The 16028-nt window shown below is 74.8% G+C and carries 15 protein-coding genes and 1 riboswitch; of the genes, 12 read left to right on the top strand and 3 right to left on the bottom strand.

Features of this window, described 5'->3' with window-relative positions:
• From KG103_RS01025 to KG103_RS01045, 5 genes are all read left to right on the top strand, one after another.
• Positions 1-2208: a penicillin acylase family protein gene (locus KG103_RS01025; protein WP_207340230.1), complete on the top strand. Its 2208-nt coding sequence runs from the start codon at positions 1-3 to the stop codon at positions 2206-2208.
• Positions 2199-2783, top strand: a complete 585-nt coding sequence (locus KG103_RS01030; RefSeq protein ID WP_207340231.1) for a GNAT family N-acetyltransferase — start codon at positions 2199-2201, stop codon at positions 2781-2783. The genes KG103_RS01025 and KG103_RS01030 overlap by 10 nt, the downstream gene beginning before the upstream one ends.
• 90 nt (positions 2784-2873) lie before the next feature.
• Entirely contained in the window at positions 2874-3482 is a 609-nt protein-coding gene (locus KG103_RS01035; RefSeq protein WP_207340232.1) for a hypothetical protein, read from the top strand.
• 200 nt (positions 3483-3682) lie between these two features.
• Positions 3683-3931, top strand: coding sequence for a helix-turn-helix domain-containing protein (locus KG103_RS01040; RefSeq protein WP_207340233.1), 249 nt, complete (start codon positions 3683-3685; stop codon positions 3929-3931).
• A complete protein-coding gene (locus KG103_RS01045; protein ID WP_207340234.1) occupies positions 3928-4902 on the top strand; it encodes an SRPBCC family protein in 975 nt (324 codons plus the stop codon). The genes KG103_RS01040 and KG103_RS01045 overlap by 4 nt, the downstream gene beginning before the upstream one ends.
• Positions 4903-4947: 45 nt before the next feature.
• On the opposite strand, the gene KG103_RS01050 is transcribed toward KG103_RS01045, so the two are convergent.
• The gene (locus KG103_RS01050; RefSeq protein WP_207340311.1) at positions 4948-5412 is read right to left on the bottom strand and encodes a helix-turn-helix domain-containing protein; all 465 of its coding nucleotides are present in this window, start codon (positions 5410-5412) and stop codon (positions 4948-4950) included.
• Here KG103_RS01050 and KG103_RS01055 point away from each other — a divergent pair.
• Positions 5347-5868 (top strand): ABC transporter permease, encoded by a 522-nt coding sequence (locus KG103_RS01055; RefSeq protein WP_243656344.1) that lies wholly within the window; start codon positions 5347-5349, stop codon positions 5866-5868. The genes KG103_RS01050 and KG103_RS01055 overlap by 66 nt on opposite strands.
• Positions 5869-5972: 104 nt before the next feature.
• Here KG103_RS01055 and KG103_RS01060 read toward each other — a convergent pair whose 3' ends face one another.
• Complete coding sequence (locus KG103_RS01060) at positions 5973-8279, bottom strand: (Fe-S)-binding protein (RefSeq protein ID WP_207340235.1); 2307 nt, start codon at positions 8277-8279, stop codon at positions 5973-5975.
• Between the two features lie 464 nt (positions 8280-8743).
• Between KG103_RS01060 and KG103_RS01065 the strand changes: the two genes are divergently transcribed.
• The 6 genes from KG103_RS01065 to mnhG are packed head-to-tail and all read left to right on the top strand — an operon-like array spanning position 8744 to position 15470.
• Positions 8744-11872 (top strand): Na+/H+ antiporter subunit A, encoded by a 3129-nt coding sequence (locus KG103_RS01065; RefSeq protein ID WP_207340236.1) that lies wholly within the window; start codon positions 8744-8746, stop codon positions 11870-11872.
• Positions 11873-11883: 11 nt separating this feature from the next.
• A complete protein-coding gene (locus KG103_RS01070; RefSeq protein ID WP_207340312.1) occupies positions 11884-12411 on the top strand; it encodes a Na(+)/H(+) antiporter subunit C in 528 nt (175 codons plus the stop codon).
• A complete protein-coding gene (locus KG103_RS01075; protein ID WP_207340237.1) occupies positions 12408-14009 on the top strand; it encodes a Na+/H+ antiporter subunit D in 1602 nt (533 codons plus the stop codon). Before KG103_RS01070 ends, KG103_RS01075 begins: the two co-directional genes overlap by 4 nt.
• Entirely contained in the window at positions 14006-14581 is a 576-nt protein-coding gene (locus KG103_RS01080) for a Na+/H+ antiporter subunit E (protein ID WP_207340238.1), read from the top strand. Before KG103_RS01075 ends, KG103_RS01080 begins: the two co-directional genes overlap by 4 nt.
• Positions 14578-15090: a monovalent cation/H+ antiporter complex subunit F gene (locus KG103_RS01085; RefSeq protein WP_207340239.1), complete on the top strand. Its 513-nt coding sequence runs from the start codon at positions 14578-14580 to the stop codon at positions 15088-15090. The genes KG103_RS01080 and KG103_RS01085 overlap by 4 nt, the downstream gene beginning before the upstream one ends.
• Entirely contained in the window at positions 15087-15470 is a 384-nt protein-coding gene (gene mnhG, locus KG103_RS01090) for a monovalent cation/H(+) antiporter subunit G (RefSeq protein ID WP_207340240.1), read from the top strand. The genes KG103_RS01085 and mnhG overlap by 4 nt, the downstream gene beginning before the upstream one ends.
• A 27-nt stretch (positions 15471-15497) precedes the next feature.
• Here mnhG and KG103_RS01095 read toward each other — a convergent pair whose 3' ends face one another.
• The gene (locus KG103_RS01095; protein ID WP_207340241.1) at positions 15498-15770 is read right to left on the bottom strand and encodes a DUF4235 domain-containing protein; all 273 of its coding nucleotides are present in this window, start codon (positions 15768-15770) and stop codon (positions 15498-15500) included.
• 76 nt (positions 15771-15846) lie between these two features.
• A riboswitch (TPP riboswitch) is annotated at positions 15847-15968 on the top strand.
• The last annotated feature ends 60 nt before the right edge of the window (positions 15969-16028 follow it).

A 16028-nucleotide genomic window follows, 5' to 3' on the forward strand; every position in this document is an offset into this window, starting at 1 on the left:
ATGACGTTCGAGGTCTTCCGCGACGCGTGGGGCGTGCCGCACGTCCGCGCGTCCGACGAGCTCGCGCTCGCGTACGGCCAGGGCTGGGTGACGGCCCGCGACCGCACGTGGCAGGTGCAGACGGACCGGTGGCGCGCCGAGGCCCGGCTGGCGGAGCACATCGGTGACGGCGGCATCGCGTGGGACGTCGTCGCGCACCGCCTGCGGCTGCCGGACCTGGCGCAGCGTGCGTACGCCGCGCTCGGCGACGACGACCGTGCGTGGGTCGACGCGTACACCGCCGGGGTCGACGCCGGGCTCGCGTCGGCACCGCGGCCGGTCGAGGTCGACGAGCTCGACCGCGTGCTCGGCGGCAGCACGCCGGACGACCCGTGGCCGGCGTGGGCGCCGCTCGGGATCTTCCTCGTCGACCACGCGCTGTTCTCGACGTTCCCGCGGGTGCTGTGGCACGACCACGTCGTGCGGGCCGCGCGGTACTCGCAGCACCCCGGGCTCGCCGACGTCGACCCGCTCGACCTCGTGCGGCTCTTCGAGCCGGCGTCCGACGGGCCGACCAGCGGCTCCAACGCGTGGGCCCTGCACGGCTCCCGCACGGACTCCGGGGCCCCGCTGCTGGCGGGTGACCCGCACCGCGTCCTCGAGCTGCCCGGCCCCTACCAGCAGATCCGTCTGGCGTGCCCGGAGTACGACGTGCTCGGCCTGGCGTTCCCCGGCGTCCCCGGGCTGCCGCACTTCGGCCACGCCGGGGACGCCGCGTGGGGCATCACCAACGCCGTCGCGCACGCCACCGAGGTGTACCGCGAGCTGCTGACCTGCGACGACGGCCGCTGGGAGGCGATCGGCCCGCACGGCGTGGAGCCCGTCGCCTCCCGCGCCGTGCAGGTGCGGGTGCGCGGCGGCGAGCCGCTGACGGTCGACGTCCTGGAGACCGCCCGGGGGCCCGTCGTGGTGCGGGGCATGCCGACGGGACGTCCCGTCGACCAGGACGGCGTCGTCACCGGGGCCCTGCCGCGCGCCGGGCTCGAGGAGGCGCGGTCCGTGCGGCTGCAGGCGCAGGTCGACGCCGACCTCGGGTTCGCGTGCCTGCGCCCGCTGCTGCGCGCCCGCACCGCGCACGACGTCGCCGCGGCGCTCGCGGGCTGGGTCGACCCCGTCAACCGTGTCCTGGCCGCCGACTCGGCCGGGACGGTGCTGACGTTCGACGCGGGCCGCGTGGCCGACCGCGCCCCGGACGACCGCCTGCTGTCGCTGCACGCGTGGGACCCCGCGCACGCCCCGCGCCCGTGGCGCGCCCCGGCCGCGCCACGCGAGGTCACGGACGTCGCCGCAGACGCGAACGAGCGACCGGCCGCCGCGGACCGTGACCACGGCAGCGTCTACGCACCGGACCGCGCGGCGCGCATCGCCCACCTGCTCGCGGCACGGCCCGTGTGGGGCGTCGACGACCTGGGCGACGTGCACGGCGACACGCACTGGGCCGGCGCCGGACGGCTGCTGCGGTACGCCGCCGACCTCGACGACCTCAGCCCGCCGGCCGCCGCGGTCCGGGACCGGCTGCTCGCGTGGGACCTGCACCTGGACGCCGACTCCGCCGAGGCGGCCCTGCTCGCCGACCTGCGCGCCGCCCTGGTCGCGCGTCTCGTCGAGGAGCCCGCCCTCGGCGCGCTCGACGTCCCGCACCACGCCGGCCCCGCGTTCGACGCGTGGTTCGGCCTGCGCGGGCGCGTCGGGTCGGCGCTCACCGCGCTGCTCGGCCGCGCCGACCTGGGCATCGACGGCCCCGCGCACGTGCGCGCCGCGCTGGAGGAGGTCGCCGCCCGCGCGGACGGCGGGGCCTGGGGCGCCCGGCACACCGTGCTCCCGGCGCACGTGCTGGCCGACGTCCCGGGGGCGACCGTGCCGTCCGTGCCCGCGCTGCCGCTGGGTGGCGACCAGGACACCGTGCGGTGCACCGGGTCGGTGCCCGGCGTGACGGACCGTGCGTTCCGCGGGTCGGTCGCACGGTGGGTGTGGGACCTGGGCGACCGGTCGCGCAGCCGCTGGGGCGTGCCGTTCGGCAGCAGCGGCGACCCGCGGGGCCCTCACTTCGCGGACCAGCACCCGACCTGGGCGGCGGCGCGCACCGTCGAGGTCGTCACCGACTGGGCGCTGCTGACGCCCGAGCCGCTGCCGGGGGAGCGGGAGCCGGGACGGGTGCGGTGGGCCTGACGACGGCGTGGGCCGGGCTGGCCGGCGGGTCCGTGGTCGACGAGCGGACCGTCGACGGCCTCGGCGTGCTGACCACCGCGGTGCTCGACCTGGACGCCGACGTGCCCCTGCTGCACGCCTGGTGCACGGCACGCGGCACCGCGTTCTGGGGGCTGGGGGGCCTGAGCGTGGACGAGCTGCGGGAGACCTACGCCGTGGTCGACGCGATGACGCACCACCACGCGCTCCTCGTGCGCGTCGACGGCACGTCGGTCGCGCTCGTGCAGGCGTACGAGCCCGCGCTCGACCCCGTGGGTGAGGTGTACGACGTGCAGCCCGGCGACCTCGGCGCGCACCTGCTCATCGGTGCCCGACCCCCGCGGTCGGTCGCGGGCTACGCCCCACGCGTCGTCCGGGAGATGACCCGGGTGCTCATGGACCGCACCGGGGCGACGCGGATCGTCGGGGAGCCCGACGCACGCAACGTGGCTATGCTGCGCGTGCTGGAGCGGGCCGGCTTCACCCTCGGCCCGGAGGTCGACCTACCGACGAAGCGCGCGCGCCTGGCGTTCTGCTCGGTCCAGGACGAACCCTGACGTGTCGACGACGCACCGCGCGCGAGCCTGGCGCGTCGAGCGCCGCCGCGGCGTGCCACCTGCTCGAACCAGAGGGAGCTCGGGGACCACATGGACACGTCGCACCCGGCCAGGACGGTCACGCGGCTCGTGGTGGCCGTCTGCGTCGGGGCGCTCGCGGCGTACGGCGTGATGCGCGCCTTCCCCGGCCTCTCCCTGTTCGGCGCCGGCTCCGAGGACCGCGACGCCCAGATCGTCAGCTCGATCACCCGCGAGGAGCAGGTCGTGCTCCTGAGCCTGGGGATCGAAGGCATCGCCGAGCAGACCGAGCAGGGCTCGTTCCTGGGCGTGGACGTCCCCGGGACCGGACGGTCGTCGTTCGTGCAGTACGGCTTCAACGCCAAGCTGGGCATCGAGGGCAGTGACGTGAGGATCGCCCGGGCCGGCGAGGACGAGCTCGTCATCTCCGTCCCGGAGTTCATCTTCATCGGGCACGACGACGAGAGCTTCCGGACCGTCGTCGAGGACAACGGCGTCCTGAGCTGGGTGACCCCGGAGATCGACACCGTGGAGATGGTCAACACCATCCTCGACGAGGGTGCGCAGGGCCGGTACATCGAGGAGAACGAGGACGTCCTCGAGGACCAGGCCAGGGCGTTCTACACGGCGATCGTCACGAGCATCGACCCGACGACCTCGCTCAGGTTCGAGTTCCGCTGACGTCGTCCCACCACGCCAGGACGCGGGGCGGGTCCGCGGCCACGTCCGGCGGTGCCGTCCGGCGTGGTGCCGTCCGCCACGGTGTCCGCCGTCGCCCGCGCGTGCGCCGCGACCCCGTCGTTCAGCACTGACCCGCCCGCTGACCCGGCCGCTGGCAACCGTGGTTGACAGAGTGCGGGCAGCAACCTAGGTTGACAACCGTGAAGCAGCCCGAGATCGCCTCCGTCGCCGGCGACACGTCCGACCCGTTGCGCGGACTGCGCGCCGTGTCCTCCCTGCGCGTGCTCGTCGACTCCTACGAGCTGCGCCAGGTGGAGGCGGCCCTCCGCGCCGGCATGAGCTGGCAGGAGATCGCCGACGCCCTCGGCGTCACCCGGCAGGCCGTGCACAAGAAGTACGCCAAGCGCATCGACCCGACCATCGACGTCCCCCGGAGGAACCGCACATGAGCCGCGTCAACGATGCCCTGTCCCGCTGGCAGCAGACGGTGACGGCGGCGCAGGAGGAGGCCCACCGCGTCGGCCACGCCGAGGTCGACCTCGACCACCTCGTCGTCGCGCTCGCCGCCATCGGCGGTCCGGCGGGGGAGAGCCTGCGCGCCGCCGGGGTGAGCCTCGACGCGGCCCGGCGCGCCGCCGCCAGGGTCCATGCCGACCGGCTCGCCGGTGCGGGCGTCGCCGTCACCCCGACGCCGCCGCGGGCGCTGGACGTGGTCGCCGCGCCCTCGCTGCCGCTCTCACCGCGCGTCGAACGTCTGATCCGCCGGATGAGCGAGCTCTCGGCCGACGACCGGGCGCTCCTGCGCATCCTCGTCGACGAGCCGAGCGGTCTCGTCGTCGAGATGCTCGCGGCGCTGGACGTCGTTCCCGACGCGGTGCGCGCTGCGGCGGACGCGTGGCGGCCCGCCCCGACGCCGAGCGACCCGCTCTACGCCGACGACCCCGCGTGGTCGCCGTGGCGCACGCTCACGTGCGACGGCTGGGTACCCGCGGCGCCCGAGCGGGTGTGGGCGCTGCTCGCCGACCCCGCCCGCCGCACCGAGTGGGACCCCTGGTACAGCACCGTGACCCAGCGGCCGGACGGGTCCCTGCTGTGCGTGCTGCGCAGCGAGGAGGACGGCGGCAAGCGCGTCCCGGCGGACATGCGCCGCCAGCTGCTCACGGTCGTCACCCGCGACGAGGGCCGGCTCGTGGAGTGGGAGATCGCGCGCCCCGACCGCGACGGCGGCGCCGCGATCCAGCGCCTGGCCGTCGCACTCAGCCCGTCCGGCGCCGGCACGCGCCTCGACGTCACGGTGCGCTGGCTGCCCCGCCACGGGTGGCGTCGGCTCGTCGGCTGGGTGCTGCGGCCCGTCGGCCGGTGGATGTACCGGCAGATGGTGCTCCAGAAGCTCGGCAGCATCTCGCGCGCGCTGCGCTGAACCCTTGACGAGCGGACGGGCCGGCGCGCGGCACGTCCCGCGCCGTCAGGCGCCGAGCAGACCCAGGTCGAGAGCACGCAGCACCGCCCGCGTCCGGTCCCGCACACCGAGCTTGAGCAGCACCGCCGAGACGTGGTTCTTCACGGTGCCCGGGGCGAGGTGCAGCGTCTGCGCGATCTCCCGGTTCGACCAGCCCGCGGCGAGCAACCGCAGCACGTCGAGCTCCCGCGCGGTCAGCGGCTCGGGGTTCTCGATGCCGTCGGCCCCGGCGGCGCCGTCCAGCAGGGCGGGCCGGTCGAGCAGCGCGCGCAGCAGCCGGTCGGTGACGGCCGGCTGCCACAGCCGCTCGCCGGCGGCGACCCGGCGGACGGCGTCGTCTCGCTCGCGCTGTTCACGTTCGGGGAGAACGTCGCCAAGGGCCGGGGCCGCGGCTGGCTGCGGACCCTGCGGGCGACGCCGTTCCCCACGGCGGCGTACCTGGGCGGTACGTCCCTGACCGCGGCGGTGCACGCGCTGCTGATCGTGGCCGGCACGGGCCTGCTCGCGGCGCTGGCCGGCGGCGTGCGGCTCGACGTGGGCCGGTGGGCGGCGTTCGCCGGGATCATGACGGCCGGCGTGCTGGTGTTCAGCACCCTCGGCTTCGCGATCGCCTACCTCGCGCGGCCGCGCGCGGCCACCGTCATGGCGAACCTGCTGTTCCTGCCGCTGGCGTTCGCGTCGGGGTTCTTCTTCCCGCTGTCCGAGCTGCCCGCCGTCATCGGGGACGTCGCGCCGTACCTGCCGACCTTCCACTTCGGCCAGCTCGCGTACCGGGCCGTCATGCCGGCGTCCGACGTCGCGGTGTTCACCGGCGCGGCCACGCAGCCTGTGGCACTGCACGTCGCGTGGGTGGTGGGCAGCGCGGTGCTGCTGGGCGCGGCCGCCCTGCTGGCGGCGCGCCGCGAGGCGGTCACCCGTCGCGGCTGACGGGCCCGCCTCACCGCGGCCGAGCACGGCACTCGACCACCGAGCGCGGTACCTCGAGGTACCGCGCTCGGCCGTCACGTGCCGCGCTCGCGGGCCGCGGTCGGTCAGGCGCGGTCGGCGAGGCGGTCGCGCAGGAGGACCGCGATGTCGGCGACCTCGGGGACGCCCACCTGTGCAGACGCGGGGACTGCCGCGGGCCGACGCGGGCCGGCGGGCTCCTGGGTGCCGGTCGCCCCCGCGCCGGGTGCCGGGCGGGTGCCGTGGTCGACGGGCGTGGTCCCGTCCGCAGGACCGGCGGTGTCACCCGACGCTCGCGCGTGCGCCGCGACACCGTCACTGAGCATGACCGTGCAGAACGGGCACGCGGTGGCGATGGCGGACGCTCCCGTGGCGACGGCCTCGGCCGCCCGCACCGTGCCGATGCGCTCGCCGATCGTCTCCTCCATCCACATGCGCGCCCCGCCGGCGCCGCAGCAGAAGGACGTCTCGCGGTTGCGCGGCATCTCGGCGACCGTGACCCCGGCGGCGGCGAGCAGCTCACGCGGGGGCTCGTAGACCTGGTTGTGCCGGCCCAGGTAGCAGGGGTCGTGGTACGTCACGGTGGTGCCCGTGCCGTCGTCGCCGGTGCCCGGGGCGAACCGCAGCCGCCCCTCACCGACCAGCCGGTCGAGCAGCTGGGTGTGGTGGACGACGTCGTACCGCCCGCCCATCGCGGGGTACTCGCGGGAGATCGTGTTGAAGCAGTGCGCGCACGTGACGACGATCCGCTGCGCGCCGACCTCGTTCAGCGTCTCGACGTTCTGCGCGGCGAGCATCTGGTAGAGCGCCTCGTTGCCGGCGCGGCGGGCCGGGTCGCCCGTGCAGGTCTCCCCGTCGCCCAGCACCGCGAACGTCACGCCCGCCGCGTGCAGCAGCTCGGCCACCGCTCGCGTGGTCTTCCTGGCGCGGTCCTCGAACGCGCCCGCGCAGCCCACCCAGAACAGCCAGTCGACGTCGGCCGCGGACTCGACGTCCACGCCGACGACCGGTACGTCGAAGTCCAGGCCCTTGGCCCAGTCGAGGCGCTGGCGCGCGGGCAGGCCCCACGGGTTGCCGCGCCGCTCCATCTTGGTGAACGTGCCGCCCAGCTCCGCCGGGAAGGCCGACTCCATGAGCGTCTGGTAGCGGCGGATGTCGACGATCGTGTCGACGTGCTCGATGTCCACCGGGCACTGCTGGACGCACGCCCCGCAGGTGGTGCACGACCACAGGACGTCGGGGTCGATGACGCCGGACGCGACGAGGTCCACGCCCAGGTGCGGGTCGGCCTTCGCGTCGTCCGACGCGCCTGCGGCCTGCGCCGCCCGCACGTAGGGCGCGGTCGCGGCGGCCTGGTCGCGCAGCGCGAGCATGACGAGCTTGGGGCTCAGCGGCTTGCCCGTGGCCCACGCCGGGCACTGGTCCTGGCAGCGGCCGCACTCGGTGCACGTCGCGGCGTCGAGCAGGCCCTTCCACGGCAGGTCCTCCACCGCGCCGACGCCCAGGCGCAGGTCCTCGGGCAGGTCGTCGACCGCCGTCAGGTCCAGGGGCTCGCCGGCCGCGTCACGCAGCGGCACCAGTGGGCCGAGCGCCGGCGTCCCGTCCGGCTCGCGCCGGGCGTACACGTTGACGACCGCGAGGAACCGGTGCCACGCGACGCCCATCGTCGGCAGCAGCCCGACGACGACGAACCACGCCATCGACACGAGGATCTTGACCAGCGCGACGACGAGCACGGCCGTCCCGAGCGTCGCCGGTGCCACGGGGACCCACGACGCGCCGAACCACGCGGTCAGGGGGAAGTGCAGCGCCGTCGCCCACGCCTCGCCGTCCTGCACGCCGAGCGCGTACTCCAGCCCGCGCAGCACCAGGACCGCCAGCACCACCAGCAGGATCGTCGCCTCCACGACGTACGCCCACGCCTGGTTCGACCCGAAGAACCGCGACCCGCGCTGCTCGCCCTCGGGCTCCGACGCGCGCGGCCGGATGCGCTGCCGCAGCACGATCAGGTACCCGATGCCCAGCAGCCCCAGCCACGCGAACGCCTCGACCGCCCACTCCAGCGGCGCCCAGTGGCCGACGAGCGGCAGCCCGTAGCGCGGGTCCACGAGCTGGCCGTACCCGGTCAGGAGCGTCACCACCAGCACCGGGAACGACACCATGACGACCCAGTGCGCGACCCGGACGACCGGCCGCTGCTGGAACCGGCCGTGGCCCAGCACCTCACGCACGAGGGTCGCCAGGCGCTGCCCCGCCGGCGCCCAGCGCCCGGGCAGCGGACGACCCGTGCGCACGGTCCGCACGATGACGACGACACCCCGGGTGAACACCGCCACCCCGACGACCGTCGCCACCGCCGCCAGGACCACCGCGACCAGCTGCGCTCCGCTCACCCGGCCAACCTAGCCGCCGTCGCGCCCGGCGTACGGCGCCGTCCCGCCGCGGCGACCCCCGGGCCGCCGCCCCGGCCGCGCGGCGGCTCGCGGCCCGGCGGGTCGACGCGCCGCGGTCCGGGGGCGCGGCGGGCGGACCGCCACCCCGCCCGACCTGCCCGTTTCGCGGCGTGACATGGGCCACGTCGGTCGTCGGGGCCGCCCCGGGCACGGGGACCACGGCGGACCGTTGGTAACATCAACGGGTCCCCCGCACCCCTCACGACGCGCCTGACCAGCGCCGCCCTGCGCCTGCCGGACGAGCTGGTCGCCACGCGCCGTGGGTGGTCGCACCTCTCCAGCCAGGGACGTGACCGTCCCGCGCAGGCGGGGTCGGACAGCGTCCCCCGGTCGTCGCCGACGACGGCCGGTCACACCGACAAGACCCGACCGACCCACCGCCCCCGACACGGACGGAGCCGGACGTGCTGCTGCTGCTGACGGTCCACCTCGCAGCGGCCCTCGTCGCGCCCGCGCTGTTCCGCCTCTGGGGGCGCAAGGCGTTCTGGGCGCTGGCCCTGGCACCCGCGTCGGCCGCGGTCTGGGCGCTGGGCTGGACCAGCGAGGTCCAGGCAGGCCGCGGGCCCTCTCAGGTCGTCGAGTGGATCCCCGCGCTGGGCCTGGAGCTGAGCTTCCGGCTCGACACGCTGTCGTGGCTGATGACGCTGGTCGTCGGCGGCGTCGGCGCGCTCGTCCTCGTGTACTGCGCCGCCTACTTCTCGCCCACCGCGTCCGGCCTGGGCCGGTTCGGCGGGGTCTTCACCGCGTTCGCGGGGTCGATGCTCGGCCTGGTCACGGCCGACGACATGCTGCTGATGTTCGTGTTCTGGGAGCTGACGACGGTGACGTCGTACCTGCTCATCGGGCACTACGCCGACCGCAAGGCGTCCCGGCGCGCCGCCATGCAGGCGATCATCGTCACCACCGCGGGCGGGCTCGCCATGCTGGTGGGCGTCGTGATCCTGGGTCACGCCGCCGGCACGTACTCGCTGTCCGGGCTGATGGCCGACCCGCCGGCGGCCTCCACCGCGGTCGTGGCCGCCGTCGCGTGCCTGCTGGCCGGTGCGGCCACCAAGTCCGCGCTCATCCCGTTCCACTTCTGGCTGCCCGCCGCCATGGCCGCGCCGACGCCCGTCAGCGCGTACCTGCACGCCGCCGCGATGGTGAAGGCCGGCGTCTACCTGGTCGCGCGGTTCGCGCCCGCGTACGCGGAGCTGCCGGTGTGGCGCTGGACGATCGTGGTGCTGGGCGCCGGCACGCTCGTGCTCGGCGGGTACCGCGCGCTGCGGCAGCACGACCTCAAGCTGATCCTCGCGTTCGGCACGGTCAGCCAGCTCGGGCTCATCGTGCTGCTCGTCGGCCTCGGCACGCAGGCCACGGCCCTGGCCGGCCTGGCGATGCTCGGTGCGCACGCCATGTTCAAGGCGACGCTGTTCCTCGTGGTCGGCACGGTCGACGTCGCGTGCGGCACCCGTGACCTGCGGCGCCTGTCCGGTGTGGGGCGCGCCCTGCCCTGGACGGCCGCGGCCGGCGGCCTGGCCACCGCCTCGATGATCGGCCTGCCGCCGTTCGCCGGGTACGTCGCCAAGGAGGCGGGCCTCGAGGGCGTCGCGCACCTCGAGGACGGCACGCTGGGCTGGATCGTCCTGGCCGCGGTGGTCGTCGGCTCGGCGCTCACCGTCGCCTACGGCCTGCGGCTGTGGTGGGGCGCGTTCGCGACCAAGGGCGCCCTGGTCCCGCAGTCCAAGACCCAGGACTCCGAGGGCGTCGCCACGACCACGTCGCTCGCCGCCGGCGGCGACGAGTCGGTGGCACCCGCCCCCGTCACGCGCCCGTCGTTCCTCCTGACCGCGCCCGCGCTGGTCCTGTCCTTCCTCGGCCTGGCCGTCGCGCTGCTGCCGCACCTCGGGGAGCAGCTGCTCGAGCCCTACGCGGCCACGTACCCCCTGGGCGAGCCCGGCCACCTGCTGCTGTGGGGCGGGTTCGGCCTGGTGCTCTGGCTCACGGTCGGCATCCTCGGGGCGGGCGGGCTGCTGTTCCTCGCACGCGACAAGGTGGAGCGCTGGCAGGCGCGTGTCCCGCACCTGCTCGAGGCGGACCTCACGTACCGCCGCTTCATGCGCAAGCTCGACGACTTCGCCGCGGACGTCACCGCGATCACCCAGCGCGGGTCGCTGCCGCTGTACCTCGGCATCATCCTCACCACCTGGGTCGTCGCCGTCGGTGGTGCGCTGCTGACCGGCACGTCGTGGCCGCAGGAGGTGCGCCCCTGGGACTACGCGGCCCAGACGGTGTTCGCGGCGGCCTCGATCGTCGCGGCGATCCTGGTCGCCCGCGCGCGCCGCCGCCTCAAGGCCGTCATCCTGGCCGGCATCAGCGGCTACGCCATCGCCGGCATGTTCCTGCTCTACGGCGCCCCGGACCTCGCGGTCACGCAGGTGCTGGTCGAGACGGTCACGCTCGTCGTCTTCGTGCTGGTGCTGCGCCGCCTGCCCCCGTACTTCTCGGACCGGCCGCTGGCCACGTCCCGCTGGGTCCGGCTCGCGCTGGCCCTCGCGGTCGGGCTCGTCGTCGCCGGGGTCGCCCTGGTCGCCCCGTCGGCACGCGTGCACGCACCGGTCTCCGCGGACTTCGCCACCGAGGCCTACGAGTTCGGCGGCGGCAAGAACATCGTCAACGTGACGCTCGTCGACATCCGCGCGTGGGACACGATGGGCGAGATCTCGGTGCTGCTCGTCGCGGCCACCGGTGTCGCCTCCCTGGTGTTCCTGTCCGCCCGCGGCGGGCGCATCTTCCGGGAGCGCGAGGCCCCGGCGGACCGCTCGGTGTGGGGCGGGTCGCCCGACCCGATGGCGTCGCTGCGCCGCCCGCAGGCCGACGCCGACGCGGACACGCCGCCCCCCTCGCGCGGCAGCGCCCCCGTGGGCGGGTCACGCGCCCGGGAGTGGCTGCGCGCCGGACGCACCGTCGCCCCCCAGCGCCGCTCGGTGATCTTCGAGGTCGTCGTGCGCCTGCTGTTCCACACGATGATCGTGTACTCGGCGTTCCTGCTGTTCAGCGGGCACAACCAGCCCGGCGGCGGGTTCGCGGCCGGTCTGGTCACGGGCATCGCGCTGGCCGTGCGGTACCTCGCGGGCGGGCGCTACGAGCTCGGTGAGGCCGCGCCGGTGCAGCCCGGTGTGCTGCTGGGCACGGGCCTGTTCCTGTCCGCCGGTGCCGGCCTGGCCGCGCTGGTCGTCGGCGGCAACGTGCTGGAGTCCTGGATCCTCGAGTTCCAGCTGCCGATCTGGGGCGACGTCAAGCTCGTCACCAGCCTGTTCTTCGACGTGGGGGTGTACCTGGTGGTCGTCGGCCTGGTGCTCGACATCCTGCGCAGCCTGGGTGCCGAGATCGACCGGCGGGCCGAGTCCGGCGAGGACGACGTGCCGGACCACGCCGTCAGCGGCGACGACCAGCTCGTGCTGCTGCGCGGGCTCAACGCCTCCGGGTACGACCCGGTCGAGCGGCGCTCGGACGACTTCTCCGGCGGACCGGGCGCGGGCGGTGCCGCGTGACCGACATCGTCATGAGCCCCAACATCGTCTTCGTCGTGACGATCGCCGCGCTGTTCACGGTCGGCGTGTACCTGGTCCTCGAGCGCAGCCTCACGCGCATCCTGCTGGGCATCATCCTGCTGGGGAACGGCACGAACCTGCTGATCCTCGTCGCCGGTGGGGCCGCCGGGGCGCCCCCGATCATCGGGGTCGCGTCCGACCGCCCCATGAGCGACCCGCTGCCGCAGGCGCTGATCCTCACGGCCATCGTCATCACGCTCGGGCTGACGGCGTTCCTGCTGGCCATGGCGTACCGGTCGTGGCAGCTGCACCGCCACGACGAGGTGCAGGACGACGTCGAGGACCGGCGCATCGCCCGCCTCGCGGCGCGTGACGAACGCGCCTTCGAGGACGACGACACCGAGTCCGAGGGCGAGACGCTCGACGAGGAGGCCGCCGCCGCCCGCGACGAGATGGACGAGGGAGAGGCCTTCGACGAGGCGCCCGCCGAACGGCCGCCGCCGGCCACCAGCCACACGCACGGGGAGGAGGGACGATGACCGACTGGAGCTGGCTCGTCCCCCTGCCCGTGGTCCTGCCGCTGTCGGCGGCGGGCCTGGCGCTCGCGCTCTACCGCAGGCCCCGGCTGCAGCGCATCGTCTCGCTCGTGACCCTGGCGCTCGTCGCCGTGGTGTCCGGTGCGCTGCTCGTGCTGGCCGACTCGGGGCCGGTCGTCGTGGAGGTCGGGGACTGGGCGGCGCCGGTGGGCATCAGCCTCGTCGCCGACCGCCTGTCGGCCCTCATGCTCACGGTCTCGTCCGTGGTGATCCTCTGCGTCCTGGTGTACTCGCTGGCGCAGGGCCGGGAGGACGGGGAGCGGTTCGCCCCCATCTCGATCTTCCACCCCACGTACCTGGTGCTGTCGGCGGGCGTCGCCAACGCGTTCCTGTCGGGCGACCTGTTCAACATCTACGTCGGCTTCGAGATCCTGCTCGCCGCGTCGTACGTGCTCATCACGCTGTCGGGCACCACCGAGCGCATCCGCGCGGGCACGATCTACGTGGTCGTCGCCATCCTGTCGTCGGTGCTCTTCCTCGTCGCGATCGCGGCGGTGTACGCGGCGACGGGCACCGTGAACCTCGCGCAGCTCGCGCTGCGCCTGCCGGAGGTCGACCCCGGCGTGCGCACCATGCTGCAGGCGATGCTGCTGCTGGCCTTCGGCATCAAGGCGGCCGTGTTCCCGCTGTCGTCCTGGCTGCCGGACTCCTACCCGACCGCGCCCGCGCCGGTCACGGCCGTGTTCGCGGGCCTGCTGACCAAGGTCGGCGTCTACGCGATCATCCGCACCCAGACCCTGCTGTTCCCCGGCGGGCAGCTCGACGACATCCTCATGGGCGTCGCCCTGGCCACGATGCTCGTGGGCATCCTGGGGGCGGTCGCGCAGGACGACGTCAAACGTCTGCTCTCGTTCACCCTCGTCAGCCACATCGGCTACATGGTGTTCGGGGTCGCGCTGGGCAGCGTGCTCGGCTGGACCGCGGCCATCTACTACGTCGTGCACCACATCACCGTGCAGACGGCCCTGTTCCTCGTCGTCGGCCTGATCGAACGCTTCGGCGGGACCACGTCGCTCGACCGGCTGGGCGGGCTCGCCAAGATGACGCCGGTGCTGGCCGTGCTGTTCTTCGTGCCCGCGATGAACCTCGGCGGCATCCCGCCGTTCTCCGGGTTCCTCGGCAAGGTCGGGCTGCTCGAGGCGGGTGTCGCGCTCGGGACCCCGCTGGGGTACGCCCTGGTCGTCGGGTCGGTCGTCACCTCGCTGCTCACCCTGTACGCGCTGATCAAGGCGTGGAACAAGGCGTTCTGGCAGAGCCCGCCGGAGGAGCTGCCGGCCAACCACGTGCCCGCGCACATGGTGGTCCCCACGGCGACCCTGGTCGTCGTCAGCCTGGCGCTCACCGTCTTCGCCGGACCGCTGTACGCGTACACGGGCCGGGCCGCCCAGACCCTCGCGGACCGCTCGCCGTACATCGAGGCGGTGCTGCCCGACGGGGAGCGCGGCGAGGGCGAGTCGCAGCGCGCGGCCGAGGACTCGGAGGTCGACGAGGACGTGGTGCCCGCGACGCAGGACGCCGAGAGCGGCGGGGGTGACCGGTGAGCCTGCACCCGCGCCGCGCCGGCTGGCGCTTCCAGTGGGCCACCGTCCTGTGGCTCACCGTCGTGTGGGTCCTGCTGTGGGGCCAGGTCACCTGGGGCAACGTCGTCAACGGCGTGCTGCTGGGCCTGCTGGTCACCGCCGGCCTGCGCATGACGCGCGTCGAGTTCCGCGGCCGCGTCCACCCCGTCGGGCTGCTCGTGCTGCTGGGCCGGTTCGCGCTCGACCTGGTCCGCGCGTCGTTCGAGGTCAGCCTGGTCGCGCTGCGGCCGCGGCACACCCCGCGCGGTGCGGTGATCTGCGTGCAGCTGCGCAGCCACTCGGACCTGTACCTCACGCTGACCGCCGAGCTCGTCTCGCTGGTCCCCGGCTCGATCATCGTCGAGGCGCACCGACTCACGGGGCGGCTGTACGTGCACGTCCTGGACGTCGAGACCAGCGGTGGTGTCGAGAAGGCGCGGCAGAACGTGCTCGACCAGGAGGCGCGGCTGCTGCGCGCGCTCGCGTCCGACGAGGAGCTCGCGGAGGCGGGGCTGCAGCGCTCGCGCCGCGCGGGGGAGGTGACGTCCCGGTGAACGTGTTCGACGTCGTCGTCGGCGTCTGCGGCGTCCTGCTGACGCTCGGCGCGCTGCTCGCGATCGTGCGGGCCGAGAAGGGCCCGTCGATGCTCGACCGCACGGTCGCGCTCGACATCGTCGTCACGACGATGATCGCCGCGATCGCCCTGTACGCGGCCTACTACCGGCGCGCCGACGTCGTTCCGCTGCTCGTGGTGCTGTCCCTCGTGGGCTTCGTCGGGTCGGTCACCGTCGCGCGGTTCGCCGCCGTCGAGCCCGAGGGCGAGGGGCGCGTGCGCACGCGCGAGGAGGTCGCCGCCGAGGAGGCCGAGAAGCGCCGCCTCGAGCAGGAGGAGGAGCAGGCGCGCCGCCGCCGGCGTCGCGCCGCCGAGGACGCCGCCGCGGACGGGGCGGGCGCGCGCGAGCCCGCGGTCCACGAGGCCGTGGCCCCGAGCGCCCGCGAGACCGTCGAGAAGGAACCGGACCCCGAGCACCACGGCGGCCCGGCCGACGAGGAGACGCGATGAGCCAGGACACGTGGGGCACCGTGGCGGACGTCGCCTCGATCGTCTGCCTGCTGGGCGGCGCGTTCTTCGCGTTCGCCGCCGGGGTCGGCGCCCTGCGCTTCCCCGACCTGCTGTCGCGCATGCACGCCGGCACCAAGCCGCAGGTGCTCGGGCTGATCCTCGTGCTGATCGGCCTGGCGCTGCGCCTGCGCGAGGGCGGGGCCGTGTGGGCCCTGGTGCTCGTCGCGATCTTCCAGATGCTCACCGCACCCGTCGCCGCGCACATGGTCGGCCGGGCGGGCTTCCGCACCGGCAAGGTCCGCAACGACCTGCTGGTGGTCGACGAGCTGTCGCGCGACCTCGGGGAGACGCGCCCCGGCCGGACGCCCGGGGACGACTGAGCGGTCCCCGGGCGTCGCGGCAGCGGGTCAGCGCCGGGCGGCGCGCCCGGCGAGCTTCGCGGCGCCGCGCGTCGCCAGCACGCGCGACAGCGAGATCGCGGCACCGCTGATCGCGGCCGCGGTCGCGACCTCGCCGAACTTGATGTCGGGCTCCGTGGAGTCCGGCGACGGCGGCTTGTGCCCCTTGGTCCTGGTCCAGACCGCGTCGATCAGCTTCTGGACCGCCCACGCGGCGACGAGGGTGACCCCCGCGCCCACGATCTTCGCGGTCATCGACTGCTTGTTCCCGTCGTCCGACATGTTCTCCTCCGTCGTCGTCGCCTGCAGGGACGCTACCCGGGATCCGGCCGGCGCACAGGTCGGGGCTAGGATCGTCCGCGAACGACAGGGGAGCGTCGGTCGCCGGTGACGGTGGCAGGACGCTGAGAGTGCGGACCACCGCAGACCCTCGAACCTGATCCGGGTGATACCGGCGTAGGGAGTCGGGCTTGTCTCTCCTCCCGTGGTGTCGTCCGTGCGGCGATCGCCGTGGGACGGCGGCGCGGGACCCCTCCGACG

The organism is Cellulomonas wangleii (assembly GCF_018388445.1).
Classification (GTDB): domain Bacteria; phylum Actinomycetota; class Actinomycetes; order Actinomycetales; family Cellulomonadaceae; genus Cellulomonas; species Cellulomonas wangleii.

Bases quoted from the DNA above. Each gene is read 5' to 3' on its own strand.
- KG103_RS01025 (WP_207340230.1), top strand. From the start codon at position 1: ATGACGTTCGAGGTCTTCCGCGACGCGTGGGGCGTGCCGCACGTCCGC.
- KG103_RS01035 (WP_207340232.1), top strand. From the start codon at position 2,874: ATGGACACGTCGCACCCGGCCAGGACGGTCACGCGGCTCGTGGTGGCC.
- KG103_RS01045 (WP_207340234.1), top strand. From the start codon at position 3,928: ATGAGCCGCGTCAACGATGCCCTGTCCCGCTGGCAGCAGACGGTGACG.
- KG103_RS01070 (WP_207340312.1), top strand. From the start codon at position 11,884: ATGAGCCCCAACATCGTCTTCGTCGTGACGATCGCCGCGCTGTTCACG.
- KG103_RS01075 (WP_207340237.1), top strand. From the start codon at position 12,408: ATGACCGACTGGAGCTGGCTCGTCCCCCTGCCCGTGGTCCTGCCGCTG.
- mnhG (WP_207340240.1), top strand. From the start codon at position 15,087: ATGAGCCAGGACACGTGGGGCACCGTGGCGGACGTCGCCTCGATCGTC.
- KG103_RS01095 (WP_207340241.1), bottom strand. From the start codon at position 15,770: ATGTCGGACGACGGGAACAAGCAGTCGATGACCGCGAAGATCGTGGGC.